Origin of the sequence: Metamycoplasma equirhinis (assembly GCF_006385185.1) — a bacterium.
Lineage (GTDB): Bacteria > Bacillota_I > Bacilli_A > Mycoplasmatales > Metamycoplasmataceae > Metamycoplasma > Metamycoplasma equirhinis.
In genome coordinates, this window is the sequence record NZ_VFIX01000005.1 from 48,533 (window position 1) to 66,068 (window position 17,536).

A 17,536-nucleotide genomic window follows, 5' to 3' on the forward strand; every position below is an offset into this window, starting at 1 on the left:
TTTCGTAAAATAAATAAATTTATATTTAGGTTTAGTAAAATATTAATTAACCATGAAAAAAAAGTTTGCTCCCTTTTATTTAGCTGCTCCGCTAGTTGCATTAACTAGTATAATTCCTATTACAGTAGCATGTAAAAATAAATCTAAAGATCCAAATGAATTAACATTACCACAAAATGAAACCCAAAAATATTTAGAAATTAAAACTCAATTTGAAAAACTTAGCATTCTAGATTTAGATAATATGATTTTTCCTAATAATTTTGATAATTATCTGGGCAGCGAATATTTTAATAATTTTGCAAAAACATGAGCTTTTGGTAGTGATGATTATGAAAAAGCAAAAACTATTGATAAAACAAAGGAATTTTTAAAAAATGATTCGGGATTTTTAAAATTTCTAAAGGAAAAGAATTATGAAACATTTTTTAATATTAATTTTAAAATAATTTTGAGAACGCAATATTTATATTCAACTTTATTATTTAAATTCTTTTTATTGCCGAAATACCAATTTGAAATTATGCAAACCAAATCTAATTCTGAATATTTCAACTTTAAATATTACGCAACCATTAATAGATTTGTTTATCCTAATCAATTTAAATATGAAACCCCGGAAGACAGCTCTACGCGAAGATTTTTCAAAATTGCATCATATGTTGTGCCAGCTATTGCGGTTATAGGCTTAGCAACTTATATTGGTGTGGCAATTGCAATTAAAAAGCGTAAACAAAAAGTAGAACGAAGGAAACATGAGTGAAACAACTTTAAAGCCGATAAATAATAAGAAACCAATTATTTTTTCAGATGTTGATGGCACAATATATGAAAATTTTAATTTGTTAGATGCAACTTTAAATGATATTCATTTTGCGGTCAAAAATGGCGCAGATTTTAATATTTGCACGGGAAACGCTATAGAAGAAAGAATGTACAATCTTGCTAAACAACTCAAATCAAAATTTATAATTGGATCATCCGGTGCACAGATATATGATAGAGATTTGGGTAAAATTATTAAATCATGAAAGATATCGTTTGATTCGTTGAAAAAAATTATTGCTTTAGTTAAGGGCCAAAAATATCAAATGATTTTTTGGGATAATGAAAAATACTTTTACTTATTTGATCATCCAAAAAGCGTTAAAATAATTTGCTCGTATCATTTTTCAACACCTGAAAGGCTTCAAAAGATTCCTAAGTTATATCAAGGCGAATATATCGAACCAGTAAAAATTGAATTATATTCATTAACTAATTATGAAACTGAAGCTGGCGCTAATGAAATTTATGAGCGTATTAAAAATGTTGAAAATGTAACTATTGTACCTACAGCATGTAATGTGGAAATTTCGGCCAAAAATATTACAAAATGAAGTGCTATTGAATGATTAATGAAAAATAATTATATTGAGACTAAAATTGAAGATATTATGACGATCGGTGATAGTAATAATGATTTTACGATGCTACAACACACCCAATATTCTTATGCTATGGCTAATAGTAGCGCCAAAATTTTAGATATTGCACATTTTTTTACGAGTTCTGTCGAACAAAATGGCTTAGGAGAAGCGATTTTGGATTACTTATATCGTTTAAAGAATATTGTAAAAAAATATATGTTACATGAATTTCAAAATCAAAGAAATAATTCCAATGAATAATATAATAGGAGATAGAAATGGATAATGAAATGAAAAACCCTTTAGAAATGCTAGAAAAAATGATTGAAGAAATATATAAAGCCGCAAAATCAATGGGAATTCCTGATGAAGAAATGCGCGAATATTTCGTTAAATCTTTTCAAGATTTTGAGTCGCTAGGAGTTTCAAAAGATTTTAACAGTGAAGAAGTACTAGAATTTGTTTTGAAGGTGCTTGAAAAGTTAATGAACAATTCTAAATCAGATGATAAAATAGAAACCTCAAATAAATCAAATGATAGTAAAGAAGAGATGACTGAAAATTCTGATGATTTTGAGGGCGAAATTAATTAAAATAGTATTATGCTCAAAAAATACTATTTAAAACATAAAGATGATAATTATTTATCATTTTACTATGATAGTGAGACAAAAAACTTAAGTAACATTGAAGTTCTTAAGAAATTTTCTTTTTTACCACAAAATGCTCATAGTTTAAAAAATAGTGAATGATACGAGTATATTTTTAAATTAAATTTAATTCCTCAAAATCGCCAAAATTACAACAATTTATTTGCTAAAGTTTCATCAATTTTTGATTTATATGATCATTTTAAAGGTTTTAATTTAAATAATAATTTATGAATGTGTGAAGTTAATTCAACATTAAAATGAGCAAACAAAAATCAATATAATAATTTTGAAAACAAATTAGAAACTTTTATGTTTGATCATAGGTTTTTTGTTAGCGATATTAGCAATTTTAATTCTCCCGACTGATTTACATGTGGCGAAACAATAAAAACTTGAAAAAAGGAAAATAATAATTTATTTTTACTCAAATCTCCACTTCAAGTAGCTAACAAAATTTTATATGATAATTATGCTGAATTTTTTACTAGTAAATTAGCTAATATTTTGATTAAAAATTCCATCAATTATGAGCTTATTAAAATTAACAATTTGACTTATTCAAAAAGCGCAAATTTCACAAATACAAATAATGAATTTTTTTCTTTTGGTCAACTATTTTTAAACTCATACTCAGATCGCGAAAAATTAGAAGAAGCAATATATTTACTTTACGGTAAAAAAAACTTTGAAGACATGATGGTTTTTGATGCACTGACTTTAAATGTTGATAGACATTTAGGAAATTTTGGTTTACTATATAATGACAAATCTAAAAAATTTAAACCTGCGCCGCTTTTTGATTTTAATAAATCATTAGTTTTTGATTTTCCGCTATATACTGAAAAATCAACACAAGCGCAATTAATAGATTATGGTAAGCGCCAATCCTGCTTCTATAATTCTCTAGATGAACAATTGTTTAAATTTGCTAATCCACGTCATCAAAAGTGAGTCAAAATAATAGAAGAATATGCCAAAAATTTACCGAAGTCTAATTGTGATAAAAAATATCTTAAATTTATTAAGAAAATTTTGTTGTTACAAGCAAATAAGTTAAAAAATTTTTTAATTGCAAAACAAGAAAAAATCGATGAATAACATTTTGTTATAATTTTCTTTATGAATGAAAAAATAATAATTAAAGGCGCTAAAGAAAATAATCTTAAAAATGTCAGTTTAGAAATTCCAAGAAACAAATTTGTGGTTTTTACAGGCTTAAGCGGTTCTGGAAAAAGTTCACTAGCTTTCAATACTATTTATGAAGAAGGAAGACGAAGATATGTTGATAGTCTTTCTAATTATGCACGCCAATTTTTAGGTGGCACAAAAAAGCCTGATGTTGAAAGTATTGAAGGATTGAGCCCTGCAATATCAATAGAACAAAAAACAACGCACAATAACCCAAGAAGTATTGTAGGAACTGTTACTGAAATATATGACTATTTAAGATTGCTTTATGCCCGAATTGGTAGACCATTTTGTCCAAAGCATAAAAGCGAAATAACAGCTCAAAAAACAAGAGATATAATCGAAAATGTTTACAAACTAGAAAACGGCGCCAGAATTTATATTTTAGCTCCTTTGGTTATTAATCAAAAAGGAAGCCATCAATCACTTTTTGCAAAATTGAAACGTGAAGGTTTTTTACGAGTGAAAATAAATGACCATATTTTTACGCTTGATAATGAAATTTCATTAAACAAAAATGAACATTGAAATATTGATTTAGTCATTGATCGAATTGTTTTGAATGCCGAAATGCGCTCAAGAATTGCTGAAGCAATTGAAATAGCTTTAGAGCAAGCAAATGGATTAGTTACTATTGAAGAAGTTGGAAAATCATGCAATACTTATTCAATCAATCATAGTTGTGAATTTGGTGATTTTGATATGCCTAAAATAGAACCTCGACTATTTTCATTTAATTCACCAAACGGAATGTGTGAAGAATGCAAGGGACTTGGCTTGATTCATAAGGCAGATTTTAATTTAATATGTCCTAATGATAATCTTTCAATTGATGATGGTGCATTAAAGTATTACAAAAACTTTATGTACACTACTAATCTTGAATGGCAAGAGTTCGAGAAATTAATTAATTACTATCAAATTGATACAAAAAAACCTATTCGTGAATTCACAGATTTTGAATTAGATATTATTAAATATGGTTCGCAAGAAGATATTCAATATTCTGTAACCTCAGAAAATGGAAATCGCTTTGATAGAAAGAGACATATTGAAGGTATTGTTGAAAAAATTGAAAGACGATATTGAGAAACTTCTTCAAATGAAGCAAGAACATATTATAGTAAATATTTAGCCGATATTCCTTGTTCTAAATGTAAGGGAAAACGTCTAAATATTCATGCCTTGGCAGTTAAAGTAGCTGATTTCGATATTTTTGAAATGTGTAATAAATCAATTGAAGAATTGTCAAATATATTAAATAATTTAACATTGTCTGACTTAGAAAAAGAAATAAGTAGCTTAATTTTAAATGAACTAAAACACCGTGTGGCATTTTTGATTAATGTTGGACTTCAATATTTAACATTAAATCGTAAGGCCGAAACTCTTAGTGGTGGTGAAGCACAAAGAATTAGGCTCGCAACTCAAATCGGTTCAAATTTAACGGGAGTTCTTTATGTACTAGATGAACCTTCTATTGGACTTCATCAAAAAGACAATGATAAATTATTAAATTCATTACGTAAAATGGTTGATATCGGCAATAGTTTAATTGTTGTTGAACATGATGAAGATACAATTAAACAGGCTGATTTTATTGTAGATATAGGTCCGAAAGCTGGTGAACATGGTGGTGAAATTATTTGTGCCGGCGATATTAATGAATTAATGCGTAGTGAAAATAGTTTGACCGGTGCATATTTATCTAAAAAACGTGAAATTAAGTTACCAGATTTTAGGAGATCAGGTAATGGAAAAGTTCTTAAACTTAAACACGCAAAAACAAATAATTTAAAGGATTTAACAGCTATTTTTCCATTAGGGAAATTTATTGCTGTTACCGGCGTTAGTGGTTCAGGGAAATCAAGTTTGATAAATGAAGAATTAGTTAAAAATTTAACTAAATATTTGAATAATCCATTATATGATATTCGTGAGGATGATAAATTATCAGGACAATTAAACATAGATAAATTAATTCAAATTGATCAAAACCCTATTGGTAGAACACCACGTTCTAATCCTGCCACATATACGGGATTATTTGATGATATTCGTGATATTTATGCTAATATTGAAGAAAGTAAAGTGCGCGGTTATACACGCTCCAGATTTTCATTTAATGTCCCAGGCGGAAGGTGTGATAAATGTCAAGGCGATGGGGTTATTAAAATAGAAATGCACTTTTTGCCTGATGTTTATGTAACTTGTGACCACTGTGATGGAAAAAGATATAATATTGAAACTTTGGAAGTAAAATCTCACGGCAAAAACATTAACGATATTTTAGAGATGACAGTTGAGCAAGCTCACACTTTTTTCATAAACAAACCTAATTTGCGTGATAAATTACAAATTCTTTTAGATGTCGGTTTAAATTACATTAAATTAGGACAAAGTGCAACAACGTTAAGTGGTGGTGAAGCTCAAAGAGTTAAATTAGCAACATACTTGCAAAAGAAACCTACTGGCAAATCAATATTCATTTTAGACGAACCCACAACAGGGTTACATCCATATGATATTCAAAATCTATTGAATGTTTTAAATCGTATTGTCGACAACGGTGACACTGTAATCGTAATCGAACATAATTTAGATGTTATAAAATGTGCAGATCATATCATTGATTTAGGACCTGATGGCGGTAGTGGTGGTGGAAAAATAATTGCTACCGGTACACCGGAGCAAGTTGCAAAATCAGAATTATCATATACGGGTGAATATTTGCGAAAAATCTTAGGTTTATAAAATAAAAGTCATAATTTATTATAATTTAACATATTAATTAAAATGGAGGATAAATGAAAGATTTTGCTGGCGTTCAGTTAAAATTAGGTTTTATAAACATTTATTCGCTAACAATGATGTTAGGAATGCTTGCGGCCATTTTAACTGTTTATTATTTTTGACGAAGAGAAAAATATTCATTTGAAAAATTTGCAATCATCGTTTTTATTGCACTGCCAACAGCTATTATCGGTGCTAGATTTGTGTTTGTAATTCAACAATTAATTGAACATAAAGGTCATTGAAACGATGGGCCATGATATAACGCTTTTGCGGTTTGACGTGGCGGTCTTTCAATTCATGGTGGTGTTATTACTGCGACCACTTGTGTTATTCTTTATATTTTATTTTCGAAAACCGAAGAAAAAATTGATCTTAAAAAGGCGTTTTCAATTATTTTACCAGCCGTATTAATCGGTCAAGCGATAGGTCGTTGAGGAAACTTTGCTAACCATGAAGTTTACGGAAAAATTATGGAAGAAGGATCACTAGCTTTCAAAATATTGCCACAGTTTATTCGTGATCACATGTTTATTGGTGGCAAATATCGTCTTCCTTTATTTTTATACGAATCGATTTCAAACCTAATTGCATATGTAATTTTGGTTTGAGTATTAAACAAATGAAATTGACTTCGCCCAGGTACAACAGGGGGATTATATATTCTTTACTACGGCATAATTCGTTTTGGTATGGAACCATTGCGTGAAGATAACTATACTATTTATAAAGTTATTTCTGCACTATATATTTTAGTTGGTTTAACATTGACAATCTTGTTTGAATTTATTATCAAATTAAACTACAATGTTTACAAAATTCCACAATTCGAAAATGAAAAAACTCATGGAATATTTTATTTCATTGTTTACGAACCAAGAAATAAACAATCTAATTTAAGAAAATCGCATGCATATTAAAATAAAGGCTAGTTAATAAATTGCTAGCATTTATTTTTTACTAGGAGAAATATTATGGAAAAAGAAATTTATGATTCAATAATAATCGGCGGCGGCCCAGCTGGGTTGACGGCGGCATTATATATGTCAAGAAATAATCTAAATGTTGCATTTATTGAAGGCAAAACACCTGGCGGAAAAATGGCAGAACAATCCAAAATTGAAAATTATCCAGGATTTGAAAAAATCGGTGGCATTGAACTATCAATGCAGATGTTTAACCAAGCTAGGTCAAATGGTGCAAAATTCATCTATGGCAATGTTAAACAAATTATTAACATTTCTGATTTTGAGAAAAAAATTATTTTAGAAGATCAGAAAATAATTTTTGCAAAAACATTAGTAATTGCCACTGGCATGAAAAACGTGGTTCCAAACGATATTGAAAATATTGAAAAATTTAATGGTAAAGGCGTTTCTTATTGTGTGCTTTGCGATGGAACGTTATTTGCAAATAAACCCTGTGCAATTATAGGCGGTGGCAATTCCGCTATTGAAGAAGCCTCATATCTATCGTCAATCGCTTCAAAGGTTTATGTTTTTGTTCGTGATGGCATTCATGCTGAAAAAAAACTAGTCGAAGATCTTAAAAAACATGAAAATATCGAAATATTTTTAAACTCAAAAATTGAAAAGCTAATTGGCAATGAATTGCTTGAGAAAATTATTGCAAATATTGACGGCAAACCTAAGGAATTTGAAATCAATGGTGTTTTCCCTTATATTGGTTTTAGACCATCAACCGATTTCATTGATTTGCCAAATATTCTTAATGAAAAAAAATTTGTTTTAGTTAACGAAGAAATGGAAACATCAATCAAAAACATTTTTGCCATAGGCGACGTAATTGCAAAAAATATTCGCCAAATAACCACCGCTACTAGTGATGGAACAATCGCAGCTAAAACAATTTCAATGCGAATTATTAAATAATATCTAGATTAAATAAATTGCATATTTATTATTTATAATAAATAAATTTGATAATATAAAAAATGCATTTTTGTCATAATTATTAACAAAATATATTATAATAATCTATGCAATTCAAAATGGAGGGGTAGCGAAGCGGCCAAACGCGGGTGGCTGTAACCCACTTCCTAACGGTTCGGGGGTTCGAATCCCTCCCCCTCCACCATTTTTGCCCTTTAGCCAAGTGGAAAGGCAGCGGTTTTTGGTACCGCCATCCGTTAGTTCGAATCTAACAAGGGCAGCCATATCACATTGTGTAAAAGCAACATCAAAGTTGCTTTTTAATTTTTAATTATTAATGTTTACCAAATATTTTTGTATTTAAAATAATCTTAATGATTGCATTACATTTTTTATATCTAAATACTGAAAATGCAAAAAAATGTGTAATTTCGTTCAAAAATTTAAAAGTCAATTAATAAGTTTTAATAGTTCAATTTTTCATTGTAAATTTAATTAGCAACATTCTTTTCAAATCATATAATTTGTTTATTATTGAAGAGTTTAGTTTTCTTCAATTTTATTATATAAAAATGAAAACACTTTTTAAGTACGGTATTTCACAATAGAATATCAATTTGTATTTGCATTTGTTTTGAGTTTTTTTATTAAATTAATATAAAATTATGATTATGTATAATCATAGAGACGTTGAAAAAAAATGACAACAATATTGAGAAAAAAATAAAACCTTTAAAACCACCGAGCAAAATAATAAAAAAGCCTATATTCTAGATATGTTTCCTTATCCATCTGGCGCGGGATTACATGTTGGACATCTTGAAGGATACACAGCTACTGATATTATTAGTCGCTTTAAGCGTTTAAAGGGTTTTGATGTTTTACACCCAATTGGTTGGGATGCTTTTGGTTTACCAGCGGAACAATATGCTTTAAAAACCGGTAACCATCCTGCACCTTTTACATTAAAAAATATCGATAATTTTCGCCGCCAATTAAAATCTCTTGGTTTTTCATATGACTATGATAAAGAGGTGAATACTACTGATCCCAATTTTTATGTTTGGACACAATGAATTTTTAAAGAACTATATAAACACGGCCTAGCAACAATTGAAAAAATTGATGTTAATTGATGTGAAGGCTTAGGCACAGTTTTAGCAAATGAAGAAATAATTGAAAAAGATGGTATTAAAGTTAGCGAACGTGGCAATTTTCCTGTAATTAAAAAACCAATGAAACAATGAGTTTTAAAAATTACAAAATACGCCGAAAAATTGCTTGAAGGATTAGAAGATTTAGATTGACCTGAGAGTTTAAAATTGCTACAAAGAAATTGAATCGGTAAAAGCACTGGTCATGTTGTTAACTGAAACGTATTAAATTCAACCGAGCATATTGACACATTTACAACACGTTTAGATACAATTTTTGGCGTTTCTGCAATTATAATTAGTCCTGAACATAAGTTGATATCAAAATTAATATCTTTAGATCAAAAGCAAGAAGTTAATGAATACATTGCTAATGCAAAGCAAAAAAGTGAGTTAGAACGTACGCAACTTTCTAAAAATAAAACCGGTGTATTTTTAGGAACATATGTTAAACATCCCTTTACTAAAAAACAAATTCCAATTTGAACTTCTGATTATGTTCTTACATCATACGGCACAGGGGCAATAATGAGTGTACCAGCTCATGATGAACGTGATTTTGATTTTGCTAAAAAGTATGATTTGGAAATTATTAAGGTTATCAATATTAGTGATGATAAATTACCATATAATGGTGATGGAAAACACATAAATTGTTCAATTTTTGATGGTTTGAATAATGAAGAAGCGACAAATAAAATTTTTGAAGCTTTAGATAAATCAATGTCTGTGAGAAAAAATATTAATTTTAAATTAAGAGACTGAATTTTTTCTCGCCAGAGATATTGAGGGGAGCCTTTTCCAATTTTATTTGACGAAAATCAAAATATTTATTTAGTTAAAGAATTAGTAGCATTGCCATATATAAATAATATTAAGCCATCGGGAACAACCGATGGGCCACTTGCTAATATACCTGAATGAAATAATGTAATTATAGATGGCAAAAAATATCGCCATGATAATAATGTTATGCCACAATGAGCTGGTTCTAGTTGATATTATTTGGCATACATTTTAAAAAATGCTGATGGAACATATACACCTCTAGATTCACAAGAAGCAAAAAAACGTTTTGAAAATTGGCTTCCCGTTGATTTATACATTGGAGGTCAAGAACATGCGGTATTGCATTTATTATATGCAAGATTTTGACATCGTTTTCTATTCGATTTAGGAATTGTAAACACTAAAGAGCCATTCGCAAAATTAATAAATCAAGGACTTATATTAGGCCCAGATGGTCAAAAAATGTCTAAATCACTCGGTAATGTTATAAATCCTGACGAATTTGTTGAGTCGCATGGTGCTGATTCGCTTAGAATTTATGAAATGTTTATGGGTCCCTTGACCGATTCCAAATCTTGAAACGTAGATTCGTTAAACGGAATCAAGAAATGACTTGATAGAATTTATGCAACTTTTAAAAACTTGCTTGACAATAAAATTGATATTTCGTTAGATTCAAGCGAGTTAGATAGTAATATTAATCAACTAATTTTAGACGTCGAAGAAAATATTGAAAAAACAAAGTTTAATATTGCAATTAGCAAAATGATGGTATTTATAAATTACTTATCTTCACAGACAAGAATTGCGTCAAAATATCCACTAAAAGTTTTTGCTATTTTATTAAGTCCTTTCGCCCCACATATAGCAGAAGAGTTATTGCAAATTTTAGGCGAAAAGCAAATTCATGAGCAATTATGACCTTTTGTAGAAGTTGACAAGATTTTATCAAAAAGTCCTCAAATTGGAATTCAAATTAATGGTAAGGCACGTGGTCAAATTGAAGTTCAAGATTCTTGAAGCGAAGATGAAGTTATCGAACACGCAATAAAATTACCAAATATTTCAAAGTGACTTGAAGGAAAAACTATAATTAAAAAAATATATATAAAAGACAAAATTTTAAATTTAATTATTAAATAAAAATGGAGAGATTATGGAAGAAAAAAAAGATTATAAAAATACACTTTTGATGCCTAATACTGAGTTTTCAATGAAAGCAAATTTAGTTGAAAAAGAATTACAATATATTAAAAAATGAGAAAACGATAAAATTTATCAAAAACTTCTAAAAAGAAACAAAGGCAATAAAAGTTTTATTTTACATGACGGCCCACCATATGCAAACGGAAATATTCATGTTGGTCACGCGTTAAATAAAATTTTAAAAGATATAATAATTAGATTTAAAAATATGCAGGGATACTATTCGCCATATGTGCCCGGTTGAGATACTCATGGTTTACCAATTGAACACAAAATGCTTTCCGATTCCAAAAAACAAACTAAAGATTATTCTCCAATCGAATTACGTAAAAATGCAGCTAAATATGCTTTGCAGCAAGTTGAAAACCAAAAAAATCAATTTAAAAAATTAGCATTATTGGCTGATTTTGAAAAATTCTATGTTACTTTAGATAAAAAAGTTGAAGCAAAACAATTACGCTTATTCCAAAAAATGGTGAATGATGGCTTGATTTATAAAGATTTAAAACCAATTTATTGATCACCTTCATCGCAATCGGCCTTAGCTGAAGCTGAAGTTGAATACGCAGACCACATTTCACCATCTTTATATGTTGCATTTAAAGTTAATAGTGGAAATCAATTTGTTAAAAAAGATGATTATTTGGTTATTTGAACTACAACACCATGAACATTAATTGCTAATAGTGGTGTTGCAATAAATAAAGATTTTACTTATTTATTAGTTAAACACGAAAACAAAAATTATGTAATTGCAAAAGAATTGTTTAGAAATTTCTGCGAAATAGCCAAATGAGATTCATATGAAATAATTAGAGAATTTTTAGGTCAAGAATTATTATCTTTAACCTATATAAGTCCTATTAATAATTTAAATTGTCCTGTTGTTGAAGGATATCATGTTACTTTAGAATCTGGAACAGGATTAGTGCATATGGCACCGCTTTTTGGTGAAGACGACTTTAATATTGGTACAAAAAATAATCTTAAAAAAATTATGCATGTTAATGATGACGGCATTCTTAACCAAAATGCCTTACAATTTGCTAATTTGTTTTATGATGATGCAAATCCAAAAATTGGCCAATTTTTGGAAAGTAATGGTTTACTTTTAGCATTCAAAAAGATCAAACATTCATATCCGCATGATTGAAGAACACATTTACCAATTATGTATCGTGCAACACCACAATGATTTGTTTCATTAAAGCCTATTAAAGATAATATTATTTCCGTACTTTCACATGTTAAAACCTTTAATGATTGAAGCCAAAAGCGCCTTTCATTAATGCTTGAAAACAGGGAAACATGATGTATTTCACGTCAAAGAACTTGAGGTGTACCTATTATTATTTTTTATGATAAAAATAAAAATCCTGTCATTGAAAATGAGATTTTTGATTATGTAATTAATTTAGTTGAACAATACGGTTCTGATGTTTGATATGAACGCGAAGTCGATGATTTGCTGCCAGAAAAATACCGCAATTTAGGTTTTAGTAAAGAAACTGATATCATGGACGTTTGATTTGATTCAGGTTCAACTGCAATGAGTGTTGAAATAGATAATGTTAAGGCTCCATATGATTTATATTTAGAAGGTTCTGATCAATATCGTGGTTGATTTAATAGTTCATTAATTAATTTTGTTGCATGAAAAAATGAAAGTCCTTTTAAAGCTTTACTATCTCATGGATTTGTTTTAGATGGCAAGGGTCAAAAAATGTCTAAATCTAAGGGAAATGTTGTTGACCCATTAAAAGTTGTTGATAAATATGGCGCCGATATTTTACGACTATGAGCAGCAAATTCAGAATACACTGGAGATGTAACCATTGATGATAAAATTCTTGATCAAACTATCGAAATTTATCGTAAATTTAGAAACACAATTAAATTCATGTTAGGCGGCATTTCTGATTTTGATTTTAAAAAGGTAAAAACTGATTCAATACACGAGTTAATGCTTCAAAAAATTAGAAATTTAGAAACTACTTTATTTAATGATTTTGAACAATATCGTTTTGTCAATGTTATTAAAAATATTAATAATTTTATTATTGATTTTAGTAGTTACTATATTTCTATCACTAAAGATATCCTTTATTTAAATAAACAAGATGATGTCGAAAGACGCCAAGTTCAATATATATTCTCAGAAGTTATTATGTTGTTAATAAGAGCGCTTGCACCAATCATGCCAACGACCTGCGAAGAAATTTATTCATATTATAATTCGCCGGAAAAACTTGAATCTGTGCATTTACTTCCATTTATAAAGAATGTTGGCATTGACAATAGTCTTGAAAATAAATGGGCGGAATTTTTTGAATTAAAGAATTTAATTTATCGTTTAATTGAAGAAAAAATTAAAGACCAAACAATCAAAAGACAAAATGAAGCTTTCGTGGAAATTTTTTCTGAATCACCTTGAATAAAATCATTGCCGTTAACTAAATTGTTTATGGTTGCAGATGTAAAATTTGGAAAGGAAACATTAGTAAAAAAATTACCATCTAAGAAATGTTTAAGATGCTGGAACCATTTCAAAAATGATAATTTTGATGATAGCCTTGAAATTTGTTTGAGATGTAAAGAGGTTATAAATGAATAAAACAAAGAAAACCATACCTTTTTTTACTAAGGAATATTGAAAAAAAGAGTGAAAATCAATTTTAATAAATTTAGCTGTTTATTTAGGAATTTTTGTTGGCGGCATATTAATTGATTTACTAACAAAAGAATTTATTTTTGATAAACGTGCGATAGATGATTCCTCAAAACAATATACTATTGTTTCTAATTCATTTATAAGATTTTGATCTGTTTTTCACCGAGGCACAACACTAGAAATTGGACTTTCAAAGCCAGGACTTCATACTGTTAGTATTCTAATAATTCTTGTAACTTTATTTGTATCTTTAATGTTACATGGGAAAAAGTATTGATGAGTTATTGCTGGTCTTGCTTTAGCGGCATCGGGTTCATTTGGTAATATGTTTGATCGTTTTAAATTCGACGGTGTTAGAGATATTATTAATTTTCCTTGAGCTGACTATGGCACATTTAATTTCGCCGATGTTTGATTGGTTTTAGGCGGAATTTGAATAGTAATCTCAATAACTGTAATTTCTATTATTAACTATGTTCAAGAAAAAAAACAAAAAACTATTAATAATGAAGTTGTTAAATATACCGAAGAAGATAACGAAAGTCATTTTTCAACAAATTAATATGTGACGCCCTTTGCGGCGTTTTCTTTATTTTTTCACTAATCTAGCATATTTATTAGTTCAAGAATTATGATTGAAACGAAAGGAGGAAATTTGTCTGGTTTTAAAATTATTGACAGTAAAAGAGCAAAACAAATATTTGGTGGATTTGCTATTACTACTTTAATATCAACTATTTTATCTTTTGTTCCTGTCGCGATTGGTGCTGTTGGCGCCTTAACAGGAATAGCTAAAATTGCCAATGCGTCAAAAGGCGAAATCAAAACTAAAGATGGCTTTAATGTAAAATGAGACAATAACGAAAGCAACATTGGCTATAATATAGGATTTCACTATTGTTTTTAAAATAAAATCAGGTTTTAAGCCTGATTTTATTATTTGCTAATTAGAAGTTTTTTTAGATTTTTCTAATATCTTGTTAAATCTTTCTACACGTCCACGTGCTTTAACATCGCTACGATTTCCTGTATAAAATGCGTGACAATTAGAGCAAACATCTAAGCTAACTTTTTCAGCTGTTGAACCAAATTCAAATTCAGCATTACATGAAGTACATGTAGCCTTAATTTGGTTATATTTTGGATGAATATCTTTATTCATAATGTGCTCCTATATATTTTATGTTAATTAACTAAGGTTTATTTTATCATAAAGCTAAAAATTTAGTTTGTTATTTTTTATTAATATTTTCTCATCTTCAATTTATTATTTCAGGCATATCATATCCATATTCCAAAATATATTTACGATGATTTTTAATTTTTTTATTCATTTTATCAATAAATGCTTTTCCATTAGTCAAATTTAATGATTTGATAGCATCAATAGCAATATGGAATCTATCCATTTCACTAAGTAAACGAATATCAAAGCTAGTTGTTATATCACCATTTTCGCGATAACCATGCACAATCAAATTGTGATTATTTCTATTAAAGAAAATATCGCGAATTAATCCTTCAAATCCATGAAATGCAAACACTATTGGCTTATTAGTTGTAAATAATTTGTCGAATTCTTTATCATTGATTCCACGTTTATCTATTTTTGGTGATCTTAGTTTTAGTAAATCAACCACGTTAATGTATTTAATTTTCAATTTTGGAAATTCTTTGTTAATAATAGAGATTGCTGCCAATGTTTCTAAATTTGGTTCTACACCAGCTGCAGCAAAAACAATGTCAGGTTCTTCGTTTGATTTGATGTTTGAAGCTCAATCAATTACTTTATATCCTTTTGATACTAACTCGCTTGCTTCTTTTATATTAAAAAATTGTTCTCTTGGTTGTTTAGAGGCAACTATTAAATTGACTGAATTTTTTTCCTCAAAACTCTTTTTTATTACTGCTAACAAACAATTACTATCCGCTGGTAAATATTCGCGAATCAATTCGGGCCTTTTATCAGCAAGATGTCCCAATAGTCCGGGGTCTTGGTGTGTGTAACCATTATGATCTTGTTGAAAAGCAGTAGAAGTAGCAATAATATTTAGTGATGGATAATCTTTTCTTCAAGGCAGCTCTAAAGATTTTTTTAATCATTTGATATGTTGTGTAATCATAGAATCTACTACTCTTAGAAATGCCTCATATGAAGCAAAAAATCCATGTCTTCCTGTTAAAACATAACCTTCTAAAAAGCCTTCAGCTTGGTGTTCACTTAATTGCGAATCTATGATTCTGCCTTCGGGTCCTATTCATTCATCTAACGTTTTTGAGGTTTTTTCTAATCATTGACGTTTAGTTATTTTAAAAATTTCAAATAATCGATTTGATTTAGTTTCATCTGGACCAAATACTCTAAAATTATCTTTATTATTCAAAATAATTTTCGCGATATATTTTGACATTTCTGCCATATCTTGTGATTTAACCGAGCCAGGATATTTAATATCAACGGCGAATTCTTCTCAATTAGTTAATGTTAAAGGTTTTGCATTAATTCCACCATTTGTGATTGGATTAACAGCCATACGCTTCAAACCTTTAGGTGCCAAATCTCTAATTTCGGCAAGAATTTTTCCATTTTCATCAAATAACTCATCTGGTTTATATGACATTAATCATTTTTCCAATTCTTCAAGTTTTTCAGTTTTAAATGCACTCACAGGAATAGGTACTTGGTGCGCTCTAAAACTACCTTCGATTACTTCTCCATCTCATTCTTTTGGTCCTGTTCAACCTTTAGGGGTATATAGCAAAATTACTGGTCACGTTGGTCTTTTGGCTTCAGAAGCCGGATTTTTTCTAGCATTATTTTGAATATTTTTTATCATTTGAATTGCAATGTCTAATTTTTTAGCCATTAACTTATGCATTGCGATATTTGTTAAATTTTTATTTCATTTAACAAAGATTGGTTTTCAACCCATTCCTTCAAAATATTTTTTTATCTCGTTATTAGATTTACGTGACAAAATTGTTGGATTCGATATTTTTCCACCGTTTAAATGAAGAATTGGTAAAATTGCGCCATCATTTACCGGATTAATAAATACATTTGAAAATCATCCGGTCGCAAGTGGACCAGTTTCAGCTTCGCCATCGCCTATAACTGTCGCAGCAATCAAATCCGGATTGTCTAAAATTGCGCCAGTTGCATGACTTAATGAATAACCTAATTCACCACCCTCGTGAATTGATCCAGGTGTTTCAGGTGCAGCATGACTTGCGGTTCCGCCAGGAAATGAAAATCTTTTGCATAGTTTTTTTAGCCCTGTTTCATTTTCTTCAATTTCAGGATATATTTCGGTATATGAACCATCAAGATAAGAATTCGATATCATAACTTGGCCACCGTGGCCGGGGCCTTCAATGTAAAACATATTCAAATTATATTTATTAATAACTCGATTTAAATGTGCGTATATAAAATTTTGCCCAGGTATTGTCCCTCAATGGCCAATTGGATATAGTTTAATATCTTCTTTAGTTAATTTGGTTTTCAAAAGCGGATTATCGCGCAAATATATTTGTGCTACACTTAGATAATTTGCAGCCCTAAACCATTTATCTATCTTTTTAAAATAATTATTGTTGTTATAAAAATTTTTTTTCATTTTGCCTCATTTAATTTGTTTTTATTAGTAAAACGCTTACCTTATATATTTATAATTGTACTAAATTTTAGGGTCTTAATTATAGCAAATGAGAATCTAAAATTTTTGTTTTATTTAACAAATAGGTAATTAAAATAATTTAAATATAACATTTAAATCAA

General features: G+C 29.0%; 13 protein-coding genes and 2 tRNA genes. 13 read left to right on the forward strand and 2 right to left on the reverse strand.

Translation table 4 applies throughout. The features are described from left to right. The first annotated feature begins 52 nt into the window (after positions 1 to 52). From FJM08_RS07990 to FJM08_RS02215, 13 genes are all read left to right on the forward strand, one after another. Positions 53 to 787, forward strand: coding sequence for a hypothetical protein (locus FJM08_RS07990; RefSeq protein WP_140031570.1), 735 nt, complete (start codon positions 53 to 55; stop codon positions 785 to 787). Then, positions 756 to 1,670, forward strand: coding sequence for an HAD-IIB family hydrolase (locus tag FJM08_RS07995; protein ID WP_140031571.1), 915 nt, complete (start codon positions 756 to 758; stop codon positions 1,668 to 1,670). The genes FJM08_RS07990 and FJM08_RS07995 overlap by 32 nt, the downstream gene beginning before the upstream one ends. A gap of 17 nt (positions 1,671 to 1,687) precedes the next feature. Further along, positions 1,688 to 2,002, forward strand: coding sequence for a hypothetical protein (locus FJM08_RS02165; protein ID WP_140031572.1), 315 nt, complete (start codon positions 1,688 to 1,690; stop codon positions 2,000 to 2,002). Between the two features lie 9 nt (positions 2,003 to 2,011). Further along, entirely contained in the window at positions 2,012 to 3,160 is a 1,149-nt protein-coding gene (locus FJM08_RS08000) for a HipA domain-containing protein (protein WP_140031573.1), read from the forward strand. A gap of 21 nt (positions 3,161 to 3,181) precedes the next feature. Further along, a complete protein-coding gene (gene uvrA / locus FJM08_RS08005) occupies positions 3,182 to 6,004 on the forward strand; it encodes an excinuclease ABC subunit UvrA (protein ID WP_140031574.1) in 2,823 nt (940 codons plus the stop codon). Positions 6,005 to 6,057: 53 nt separating this feature from the next. Beyond that, a complete protein-coding gene (gene lgt / locus FJM08_RS08010; RefSeq protein ID WP_140031575.1) occupies positions 6,058 to 6,963 on the forward strand; it encodes a prolipoprotein diacylglyceryl transferase in 906 nt (301 codons plus the stop codon). Positions 6,964 to 7,017: 54 nt separating this feature from the next. Next, complete coding sequence (locus FJM08_RS02185; RefSeq protein ID WP_140031576.1) at positions 7,018 to 7,935, forward strand: NAD(P)/FAD-dependent oxidoreductase; 918 nt, start codon at positions 7,018 to 7,020, stop codon at positions 7,933 to 7,935. A gap of 121 nt (positions 7,936 to 8,056) precedes the next feature. Continuing rightward, positions 8,057 to 8,140 (forward strand) — tRNA-Tyr (locus FJM08_RS02190). 4 nt (positions 8,141 to 8,144) lie between these two features. Next, positions 8,145 to 8,219, forward strand: a tRNA-Gln gene (locus tag FJM08_RS02195). A gap of 387 nt (positions 8,220 to 8,606) precedes the next feature. Next, the gene (gene leuS / locus FJM08_RS02200; RefSeq protein WP_140031577.1) at positions 8,607 to 11,021 is read left to right on the forward strand and encodes a leucine--tRNA ligase; all 2,415 of its coding nucleotides are present in this window, start codon (positions 8,607 to 8,609) and stop codon (positions 11,019 to 11,021) included. 13 nt (positions 11,022 to 11,034) lie between these two features. Further along, complete coding sequence (gene ileS / locus FJM08_RS08015; protein WP_140031578.1) at positions 11,035 to 13,698, forward strand: isoleucine--tRNA ligase; 2,664 nt, start codon at positions 11,035 to 11,037, stop codon at positions 13,696 to 13,698. Beyond that, on the forward strand, positions 13,691 to 14,317 hold the full coding sequence (locus tag FJM08_RS08020; protein ID WP_140031579.1) for a signal peptidase II: 627 nt from the start codon (positions 13,691 to 13,693) through the stop codon (positions 14,315 to 14,317). Before ileS ends, FJM08_RS08020 begins: the two co-directional genes overlap by 8 nt. A gap of 69 nt (positions 14,318 to 14,386) precedes the next feature. Next, positions 14,387 to 14,662 (forward strand): hypothetical protein, encoded by a 276-nt coding sequence (locus FJM08_RS02215; RefSeq protein ID WP_140031580.1) that lies wholly within the window; start codon positions 14,387 to 14,389, stop codon positions 14,660 to 14,662. Between the two features lie 36 nt (positions 14,663 to 14,698). Here FJM08_RS02215 and rpmE read toward each other — a convergent pair whose 3' ends face one another. Together rpmE and FJM08_RS08025 are read right to left on the reverse strand one after the other, a co-directional pair. Continuing rightward, positions 14,699 to 14,917 (reverse strand): 50S ribosomal protein L31, encoded by a 219-nt coding sequence (gene rpmE, locus FJM08_RS02220; protein ID WP_140031581.1) that lies wholly within the window; start codon positions 14,915 to 14,917, stop codon positions 14,699 to 14,701. Between the two features lie 70 nt (positions 14,918 to 14,987). Then, positions 14,988 to 17,375, reverse strand: a complete 2,388-nt coding sequence (locus tag FJM08_RS08025; RefSeq protein WP_140031582.1) for a phosphoketolase family protein — start codon at positions 17,373 to 17,375, stop codon at positions 14,988 to 14,990. Positions 17,376 to 17,536 lie beyond the last annotated feature (161 nt).